At 67.1% G+C, this 9,535-nt stretch carries 7 protein-coding genes; 6 read left to right on the forward strand and 1 reads right to left on the reverse strand.

The window, feature by feature from the left end:
* Positions 1-430: 430 nt before the first annotated feature.
* From NA4_RS12590 to NA4_RS12610, 5 genes are all read left to right on the forward strand, one after another.
* Positions 431-2,020 (forward strand): peptide ABC transporter substrate-binding protein, encoded by a 1,590-nt coding sequence (locus NA4_RS12590; protein ID WP_067469034.1) that lies wholly within the window; start codon positions 431-433, stop codon positions 2,018-2,020.
* A 55-nt stretch (positions 2,021-2,075) separates the two neighbouring features.
* On the forward strand, positions 2,076-3,002 hold the full coding sequence (locus NA4_RS12595) for an ABC transporter permease (protein WP_067469036.1): 927 nt from the start codon (positions 2,076-2,078) through the stop codon (positions 3,000-3,002).
* Positions 2,995-3,954, forward strand: a complete 960-nt coding sequence (locus tag NA4_RS12600) for an ABC transporter permease (protein ID WP_067469039.1) — start codon at positions 2,995-2,997, stop codon at positions 3,952-3,954. Before NA4_RS12595 ends, NA4_RS12600 begins: the two co-directional genes overlap by 8 nt.
* Positions 3,951-5,645 carry a dipeptide ABC transporter ATP-binding protein gene (locus NA4_RS12605; protein WP_067469045.1) on the forward strand — a complete coding sequence of 565 codons (1,695 nt, stop codon included), beginning with the start codon at positions 3,951-3,953 and terminating at the stop codon, positions 5,643-5,645. The genes NA4_RS12600 and NA4_RS12605 overlap by 4 nt, the downstream gene beginning before the upstream one ends.
* A gap of 153 nt (positions 5,646-5,798) precedes the next feature.
* On the forward strand, positions 5,799-6,545 hold the full coding sequence (locus NA4_RS12610) for a Fic family protein (protein WP_067469047.1): 747 nt from the start codon (positions 5,799-5,801) through the stop codon (positions 6,543-6,545).
* Positions 6,546-7,037: 492 nt separating this feature from the next.
* Here NA4_RS12610 and NA4_RS12615 read toward each other — a convergent pair whose 3' ends face one another.
* A complete protein-coding gene (locus NA4_RS12615) occupies positions 7,038-7,910 on the reverse strand; it encodes an HAD family hydrolase (protein WP_067469048.1) in 873 nt (290 codons plus the stop codon).
* A gap of 500 nt (positions 7,911-8,410) precedes the next feature.
* Here NA4_RS12615 and ssd point away from each other — a divergent pair, with 500 nt between their 5' ends.
* Positions 8,411-9,520: a septum site-determining protein Ssd gene (ssd, locus tag NA4_RS12620; RefSeq protein ID WP_067469049.1), complete on the forward strand. Its 1,110-nt coding sequence runs from the start codon at positions 8,411-8,413 to the stop codon at positions 9,518-9,520.
* The last annotated feature ends 15 nt before the right edge of the window (positions 9,521-9,535 follow it).

Consider the following 9,535-nt stretch of genomic DNA (forward strand, 5'->3'; position numbering starts at 1 on the left):
CGAGTCCCTGTGGTCGGCGGTGGTTTCAGTCATTTCGTCTCTTCTTTCCACGTAGCCTGAGCGCACGATTCGAGCCAAGTTCGACAGTAATCAACTGTGACCTACGCCGCGTGCGGTGTGTCGGCCGGGTTTCGCCACCGTCACGCCGTCGCGGTCCGTACGAAGCCGGCCCGGAGCCGATGACCTCGATGAAGGCAATGCCGCGGCCGTGCGGGTATTTCCGCACCAAACTCGGGGTGTTTCGGCGATGTTGCCGGATCGGTAACAAGTGCAACGAACTCGGATCAATCCGGTGACAGTGCCCGCGCCGGTGGCTACTCTGCCAACCACACAGGCGGATCGTGTCGGCATGCGCTGGTGGACTTCGCGCGGGTGTCGTCCGGCTCCCCCCTTCTCGCAACGGGAGAACGCGTTGAGATTCCACAGAGCGATGGCGCTGACCGCGGCAGTGCTACTGGCCACGAGCCTCGGGCTGGCCGCCTGTTCCCCAGGCGACGGCGGCGATGCCGACATCGTCACCGTCAACGGTGGCGAGCCGCAGAATCCGTTGGTCCCCACCAATACCAACGAGAACATGGGCGGGCGTGTGGTCGACCGGTTGTTCGCAGGCTTGAAGTACTACGACGCCAACGGCAAGGCACACGACGAAATGGCGGAGTCGATCCAAACCACCGATCGCAAGAACTACCGGGTCACCCTCGAGCCGAATTGGAAATTCAGCGACGGCACGCCCGTGACGGCCAAGTCCTTCGTCGACGCGTGGAACTACGGCGCGCTCGGCACCAACGCACAGTTGCAGAGCTATGTGTTCAACCCGATCCTCGGTTTCGATGAAGTGTCCGCGGAAAATCCCACCGCACAGACGATGTCGGGGCTGAAGGTGATCGATGACCGCACCTTCACCATCGAGCTGAAGGCACCCTCGATCGACTTCGAGACCGGGCTCGGGTACGCGCCGTTCTACCCGTTGCCGGAGGCCGCGTTCAAGGACATGAAAGCGTTCGGCGAGAACCCGATCGGCAACGGCCCCTACAAGTTCGCGCGCACGGGGGCGTGGGAGCACAACGTCAAGATCGATCTGGTGCCCAACCCGGACTACCCCGGTGGCCGCCCCGCCAAGAACAAGGGTCTGCGTTTCGTGATGTACCAGTCCTACGACACGGCGTACGCGGACCTGCAAGCGGGCAACCTCGACGCGCTCGACACGGTGCCCGACAGCGCGCTCACCTCCTATCACCAGGATCTCGGCGACCGGGCGATCACCAAACCGACCGCGCAGAACCAGCACATCGGCGTCCAGTCCAACGTGCCGCATTTCTCCGGCGAGGAAGGGTTGCTGCGGCGCAAGGCGATCTCGATGGCGATCAACCGAGAGCAGATCGCCGAGAACATCTTCCACGGCACCCGGATTCCGGCGCGCGACTTCACCGCGAGCACATTGCCCGGGTTCGACCCGAACCTGCCCGGCTCGGAGGTGCTGAAGTACAACCCGGACGAGGCCAAGAAACTGTGGGCGCAGGCCGACGCGATCGCGCCCTGGTCGGGCCGCTACGAGATCGCCTACAACTCCGACGGCGGCCACCAAGCCTGGGTCGAGGCCGTGGCGAACAGCGTGAAGAACACCCTGGGTATCGACGCCATCGGCACGCCGTACCCGACGTTCAAGAACATCCGCGACGAAGTCAACGCGCACACGATCAACAAAGCGTTCCGCTACGGCTGGCAGGGTGACTACCCGACCATGCTGCAGTTCCTCACCTCGCAGTACTACAGCTACTCCGACACCAACAACGTCGACTACAACAACCCTGAAGTCGACCGTCTGCTCGACGCCGCCCAGGCCGCTCCGACGCAGGAAGAGTCCTACAAGATCGTCGCGCAGGCTCAGGCCCTGCTGATCAGGGACATGGCCGACATCCCGGTGCTCGACTACGTGGCCGCCGCGGGCCGCTCGGACCGGGTTTCGAAGGCGGAACTGGCCTGGAACGGCCTGTTCGACTTCGAGAACATCGAGAAGTAGCCGCTCGCCGCCCAGCGTCGCCTCCGGCGCGGGCAGCGCTGACCCAGGAGGCGAAATGGCCTGGTACGTCCTGCGGCGTCTGCTTCAGATGATCCCCGTCTTCCTCGGGGCGACGCTGCTCATCTATGCCCTGGTGTTCCTTGTTCCCGGGGACCCGATCAGCGCATTGGCCGGTGACAAGCCGATGACGCCCGCTGTGGAGGCGCAGCTGCGGGCGCGCTACCACCTCGACGAGCCGTTTCTCGTGCAGTATCTGCTATATCTGAAGGGCATCGTCACGCTGGACTTCGGAACCGCCTTCTCCGGGAGGCCGGTGCGCGACGAACTCGCGCGCGCGTTCCCGATCACGATCAAACTCGCGTTGCTTGCGGTGCTCGTCGAGTCCGTGTTCGGCATCGCGTTCGGGCTGATCGCCGGGCTGCGCAAAGGCAAGCTGTTCGATTCCACGATGCTGGTGATCAGCCTGATCGTCATCGCGGTTCCGGTCTTCGTGGTGGGGTTCCTGGCGCAATTCCTGCTCGGCGTGCAGTGGGGAATCGCGCCGGTGACCGTCTCCGGGCGGGCGACGATCGGCGAACTGCTGGTTCCGGCGTTCGTGCTCGGATCGCTGTCGTTCGCGTACGTGCTGCGGTTGACGCGGAACTCGGTGGCGGAGAACATGTCCGCCGACTACGTCCGCACCGCGACGGCCAAAGGGCTCGGCAGACGCCGCGTGGTGACCGTGCACATCCTGCGCAATTCGATGATCCCGGTGATCACCTTCCTCGGCGCCGACCTCGGCGCTCTGATGGGCGGCGCGATCGTCACCGAGGGGATCTTCAACATCCCCGGCGTCGGCGGCACGCTCTACCAGGCGATCACCCGGGGCGAGCCGCCGACGGTGGTCTCCTTCGTCACGGTGCTGATCGTCATCTTCCTGATCACCAATCTGGTCGTCGACCTGCTCTACGCCGCACTCGATCCGAGGATTCGTTATGCCTGACCCGACCACGGGCGGCGGCCAGGAGCGCCGCGGCCAGGAGCACTTCGTCGCGCCCCCGGACGAGGTCGAGGTGCTCGCCACCGACGCCGTAGTGGATTCCGATGCACCGACCAGCATTTGGCGCGACGCGTGGCGACAACTGCGACGCAATCCGATCTTCATCGCCGCAGCGGTGCTGATCGTGATCGTGCTGATCGTGGTGATCTGGCCTGGCTGGTTCACCGGTCAGGACCCGCGCTACTGCAACGGCGACTTCAGCATGGACCCGCGCGGCGCGGGCCACCCCTTCGGCTTCGACAAGCAGGGGTGCGACATCTACGCCCGAACCATCTACGGCGCGCGGGCTTCCGTGCTGGCCGGGGTCGGCGCGACCATGCTCTTCGTGCTGATCGGCGGCACGCTCGGGGCGCTGTCGGGCTTCTACGGCGGCCCACTGGACTCGTTCGTATCCCGGGTCGCCGAGATCTTCTACGCGATCCCGCTGATGCTGGCCGCCATCGTGATCATGCAGCTGCTGGATGCCCGCACGATCTGGACCGTGATCGTCATCCTCGCCTCGTTCACCTGGCCGCAGGCCGCGCGGATCGCCCGCAGCGCGGTGATCCAGGCGAAGAACAGCGACTACGTCACGGCGGCACAGGCATTGGGCGTGTCCCGGCTACAGACGCTGCTACGCCACGTGCTGCCGAACTCGGCGGGGCCGCTGATCGTGGTCACCACGCTGTGGCTGGGCGTTTTCATCGTCACCGAGGCGACACTGTCCTACCTCGGCGTCGGATTGCCACGCACGGTGGTGTCCTGGGGCGCTGATATCGCCACCGGGCAGAAGGAGATCCGCACCTCGCCGATCCTGTTCTATCCCGCGACGGCTCTGGCCCTGACCGTGCTGAGCTTCATCATGCTGGGCGACGCGGTACGTGACGCCCTCGATCCGAAGGCGAGGAAGCGATGAAGGAGGGGGAGCCGCTGCTCGAGATCGCCGACCTGAACGTGGGTTTCACCACCGACGGCAAGCATGTGCCCGCGGTCAGGGACGTGAGCCTCTCGGTGTACGCAGGCCAGACCGTGGCCATCGTCGGCGAATCGGGCTCGGGCAAATCGACCACGGCGCACGCCATCATCGATCTGCTGCCGGGAACGGGACGGGTCACGTCCGGCTCGATCCTGTTCGACGGCAAAGACCTCACCGCCGCCTCGAAACGAGACATCGTCGCCGTCCGCGGCAACGGTATCGGTTTCGTGCCGCAGGACCCGATGTCGAATCTGAATCCCGTCTGGAAGATCGGGTTCCAGATCCGCGAGACCCTGGAGGCCAACGGCATCGCGAAGGGCAGGGCCGCGGACAAGCGAGCCGTGGAACTGCTCGAGGAAGCGGGCATGCCCGATGCCGAACGCCGGGTGAACCAGTATCCACACGAGTTCTCCGGTGGCATGCGTCAGCGCGCGCTGATCGCGATCGGCCTGGCCTGCCGTCCCGAACTGCTCATCGCCGACGAGCCGACCTCGGCGCTGGACGTGACCGTGCAGCGGCAGATCCTCGATCATCTCGATCGGCTCACCACCGAACTCGGCACGGCGGTTCTGCTGATCACCCACGATCTCGGACTCGCGGCAGAGCGCGCCGAGCACTTGGTGGTGATGTATCGCGGGCGGGTGGTGGAATCCGGCCCGGCGTTGCGGATCCTGCGCGATCCCCAGCACCAGTACACCAAACGGCTGGTGAGCTCGGCGCCCTCGCTGGCCGCGCAACGGCGGTCGTCGCTGCGGCAGCGGGCCGAGATCCGGGCGCAGGCCGTGCGGATGGCCGAGCAGGTCGCGGCGGCCGGTGCCGAGCTCTCGGTGGTTCCGGACGATGTGGTCGTGGCCGAGCACCTGACCAAGACGTTCCGCATCCGCGACCGCACACCGTGGAAATCGACCGAATTCGCCGCGGTGGACGACGTGTCATTCCGGCTACGACGCGGTTGCACCACGGCGATCGTCGGCGAGTCCGGCTCGGGCAAGACGACAGTGGCGCGGATGGTTCTCGGGCTGCTCGCCCCGACCTCCGGATCGGTCACCTTCGACGGCAACGAGGTCGCCACACTGGATCGCAAGGGCGCCTTCGCCTTCCGGCGGCGGGTGCAGCCGGTTTTCCAGGACCCCTACGGCTCGCTGGACCCGATGTACACCATCTACCGCACCATCGAGGAGCCCCTGCGCACCCACCGGATCGGCACGCCTGAGGAGCGCGAGGCAACCGTCCGGGAACTGCTCGACAAGGTCGCGCTGCCGTCCAGCGTGCTGCGGCGCTACCCGAACGAGCTGTCCGGTGGGCAGCGTCAGCGGGTGGCCGTCGCTCGAGCGCTGGCGCTGCGGCCGGAGGTGGTGGTCTGCGACGAGGCGGTGTCCGCACTCGACGTGCTGGTGCAGGCACAGATCCTGCGGCTGCTCGGCGAGCTGCAGGCCGAGTTGGGGCTGACGTATCTGTTCATCACCCACGATCTGGCGGTTGTCCGGCAGATCGCGGACGACGTGCTGGTCATGCAGCACGGGAAGGTGGTCGAGGCGGCTGCCACCGACGAGGTGTTCGACAACCCGCGCCAGGAGTACACCCGCAACTTGCTCGACGCGATCCCGGGGCGGGCCCTGCTGGCGGGGTAAGGGCAGTTGGGCGTACCTCTACCTTGGCTGCGGCGGCCGTTGTGCGTACTCCGCCTTGGCCGCGGCTGTGCGCGGGCTGAGAACAGACCACTTCCGGCAGTGTCCATCAGGCGGGCGGATCGGTCCCGGAGCAGGCAAGTAGCCTCGTATGCCGTGACTGATCCGCTACAGCCCCTCGCCGATCTACCGGGTGTCCGGGACGCGGCCGACCGTGCCCGCGACGCGCTCGCCGAGGTGCATCGGCACAAGGCGAACCGTCGTGGGTGGCCGACCACGGCGGCCGAGGCCGCGGTGCGCGCTGCCCGTTCGTCGGCCGCTATCGACGGAGGCAGCACCGAACTCCCCGCCGACGGCCGCGTGGCGGATCCGATCCTGGCCGGTTCGTTGCGGGTCGGGCAGGCGTTGGATGGTGACGCATTGCGGAACCTGGCAGCCACCTGGCAGCGGGCGCCGCTGCAGGCGCTGGCGCGGCTGCATCTGCTCGCCGCCGCGGATCTGGTCTCCGCCGAGGAATCGCTCGGCAGGCCGCGCGACGAGGCGGGTGTGGCGCAGCGGCTGGATCTGTTGGCGCAAACAGTGCTCGGCTCACGAGCGCCTGCGCCGGTGATCGCCGCGGTAGTACACGGTGAGCTATTGGCGCTGCGACCGTTCGGGACGGCGGACGGTGTAGTCGCGCGGGCGGCCTCACGCTTGGTCGTCGTGTCCAGTGGGCTGGACCCACACAGTCTCGGCGTACCGGAGGTGTTCTGGTTACGCAGGCGCCAGGCCTATCTGGACGCGGCTGCTGGGTTCGGGACCGGCGATCCGGAGGCAGTGGGCGGCTGGGTGATCTTCTGCTGCGCGGCCTTCGAGGACGGAGCGCGCGAGGCCACATCGATCGCCGACTCGGCGGTGGGATGACAACGGCCCCCGACACGTCAAAGCGGGCGGCGTTGTCTGTCGACCTCACCGCCCGCTAGCACGGACTACCGGGTTACCAAGCGTGCTGGGTGGGTTGTGTTCTGCGGCCTCGGCGACCATCCGGACATCGCCGGTTCATCCCCGCAACCTGTGCGAGGCCCTCGCCGTCGAATACCCGGATTTCGCAGGCCCACAACGCTTCTGCCCTTGTCGCGGCGTGCTCCGCGTGGGTTCCTGGTGTCCGTGCTGGGAAGGAGGGTCGGGAGACAATCCCTTCTCTTCCGGTATTGCCTAGGCCTTCCGCCCTTCCGTAGTTACCTTTCTACACTGTGACTGCATTCACATCAAGGGTTCGGATGGCATTGAACAAGCGCGGTTCTTCTCGGCGTTTCGCGGCTAAAATGCCTGGTCCTTCGCCTCTTGTGCTAAGTCGGCGAACCTGATGGCAAGGGCCGGGCAACCCGCCTGCGGCGGAGCCCGAGCGCCCGGATCTCAGCGGCGTCGACGCAGGATCCGATAGCTGATCGCGCCGGCCAGTACAGCACTCACACCGACCACGGCCGTCGCCGCGAGCGTGGTGGACGACGGCGCCTGGAAGCGCGACCACAGCGACACGGGGTTGGAGAAGGTCAGAACGGGCCAGCCGCGCGCGGTGGCCTCGCGGCGCAGATTGCGATCCGGATTGACTGCGGTCGGGTGCCCTACCGCGCCGAGCAGCGGGAGATCGGTGATCGAGTCGGAGTAGGCGTAGCATCGCGACAGGTCGTAACCCTCACTGGCGGCAAGCTTTTCGATGGCGGCCACCTTGCCCTCGCCGTAGCAGTAGAACGCCACATCGCCGGTGTACTTGCCGTCCGCCACCACCATCTGGGTGGCGGCAGTATGCGAAGCGCCGAGCGCTTCGGCGATCGGGGCGACGATCTCCTCGCCGGAGGCCGACACGATCACCACGTCGTGCCCCCGGATCTTGTGGTCGGCGATCAGGTCGGCCGCCTCCGCGTAGATCAGGGGCTCGACCAGTTCGTGCAGTGTCTCGCCCACAATGGATTTCACCTGCTCGACATCCCAGCCCGCGCACATGCTGGTCAGGTGGGCGCGCATCCGCTCCATCTGATCGTGGTCGGCCCCCGACAGCAGGAACAGGAAGTGGGCGTAGCTGCTCTCCAGCACGGCGCGGCGGTTCAAGAGTCCCTGCGCGTAGAAGGGCTTGCTGAACACGAACGTGCTCGATTTCGCGATCACGGTCTTGTCCAGATCGAAGAAGGCGGCGACGCGACCGCCTGCGGTGGGTGGGTTGTCCACCCGACCAGAATAGGCGGCGACCTCGCCTCGGCTCGCCTCGCGTGGGGCTGTGGGCGATTTCATCCGGCGGCGTCGTTTCTGCGGCGGCCTTGCCCACGCTGGCTCGGCGCGGGGCTACAGCCGAACTGCGCCGGCGGCGCTCTTTCTGCGGCTGCTTGTGCTTTGGCTCTCTCGCGGCTGCGGATTGATTTCACCGGGTGCGCCCCTTGGGCATGGGTGTCCTCATTGGTGCGGGTCGAGGTGGGCGATGCTTCCGGAGGGTTTGCCCCGCAGACGCCGGAGCTTGGGTAGGCGCAAAGTTCTCTGATGCCGGACTTGCGTTGTGGCCGGGGATTGGGTGTAGTATTGCTGGCACCTGGACATGGTCCAGGCGCGTTCAGCCCGACCCCCCGGGGCTGAACCCGACGGCCCCAGCCTCCTCCCCCCCCGGCTGGGGCCGTCCTCTATTTCCGGGACGACTCGTTCCGCGGCGTGGCTCGAGAAGTTGTCCACAGCCCGTGAGTTATCCACATTCGGCACCGACCCCCTTCTTTGCTCGGCCGGATTCGGCCACGCTGACCTGCATGAATCTCGACCACTCGGCGCCAGGCGGCACGCCCGCTGCCCTCGTGCTGATCCACGACGCACGCCTGCGTGACGAAGTCCGGCGCGTCGCGGCCGCCGCTGAAAGAGGCCTCGACGAGCCGTCGCAACCCGTCGGAAGGCATGCCTGGACCGGCGCGGCATTGGTGATCCTCGACACAGATGCCGCGCGAGACGTGGCGGCGGGCAGGTATCTGCGCCGAACCGGGGTGGTGCTGGTAACCGACGGTGAGCCAGGTTTGCTCGATTGGCAGGTCGCGGCATCGGTCGGCGCGGAGCGGGTTATCGCTCTGCCGGGCTCCGCGGTGGGGCTCATCGAGATGTTTGCTGAGTATGGCGAGCAGCGTGCGGGCGACGGGGTGGTCGTCGCCGTCGCCGGGGCGGGCGGCGGCGCTGGGGCGTCCACCATGGCCGTCGCGATTGCGCTGCGCGCCGCGGCCGAGAGGTTTCGGCGAGAGACCTTGCTGGTCGACGGTGCCCCTTTCGGAGGAGGGCTCGACCTGCTCCTCGGCATCGAGACGACAGCGGGCTTGCGCTGGCCCGACCTGGTCGTCGAGGACGGACGGGTGTCCGCGGCTGCCCTGCACGGTGCGCTGCCTGCCGCCGCGCCCGGCCTTGCCGTGCTGTCTTGCGCTCGATGTGGTGCGGGACGGTTGCCACGCGAACTCGGCGCCTCCGGTGTCTGCGCTGTACTCGAAGCAGGCCGTGCCGCAGGCGATTTCGTAGTTTGCGACATTTCGGGTGAGCGCGGACCGCATGCCGACCAGATGCTCGACGCGGCAGACCTTGTCGTGTTGGTCGTTCCGGCCCGGCTGCGGGCGGTCGCCGCCGCCGAAGCGGTGTCGGCCCACATCGCACGGCGAAACCCGAACCAGGGCTTGATCGTTCGTGGACCGGCACCCGGAGGGCTACGTGGAGACGAGGTCGCCGAAGTGCTCGACCTTCCCCTGCTCGCCGCCGTCCGCGCCCAAACCGGGCTTGCGCACCGCCTGGAGCGTGGCGCGGTCTCGATGCGCCGGCGGGGCCCACTGCGCGATGCCGCCGACGCGGTCCTCGGCGTACTCAGCGCACCAGCCGGCCAGCGACGGTGACGAGGCGGCTATGGG

Source organism: Nocardia amamiensis NBRC 102102 (assembly GCF_001612745.1).
Taxonomy (GTDB): Bacteria; Actinomycetota; Actinomycetes; order Mycobacteriales; family Mycobacteriaceae; genus Nocardia; species Nocardia amamiensis.

Bases quoted from the DNA above. Each gene is read 5' to 3' on its own strand.
- NA4_RS12590 (WP_067469034.1), top strand. From the start codon at position 431: ATGGCGCTGACCGCGGCAGTGCTACTGGCCACGAGCCTCGGGCTGGCC.
- NA4_RS12595 (WP_067469036.1), top strand. From the start codon at position 2,076: ATGGCCTGGTACGTCCTGCGGCGTCTGCTTCAGATGATCCCCGTCTTC.
- NA4_RS12600 (WP_067469039.1), top strand. From the start codon at position 2,995: ATGCCTGACCCGACCACGGGCGGCGGCCAGGAGCGCCGCGGCCAGGAG.
- NA4_RS12605 (WP_067469045.1), top strand. From the start codon at position 3,951: ATGAAGGAGGGGGAGCCGCTGCTCGAGATCGCCGACCTGAACGTGGGT.
- NA4_RS12615 (WP_067469048.1), bottom strand. From the start codon at position 7,910: ATGAAATCGCCCACAGCCCCACGCGAGGCGAGCCGAGGCGAGGTCGCC.
- ssd (WP_067469049.1), top strand. From the start codon at position 8,411: ATGAATCTCGACCACTCGGCGCCAGGCGGCACGCCCGCTGCCCTCGTG.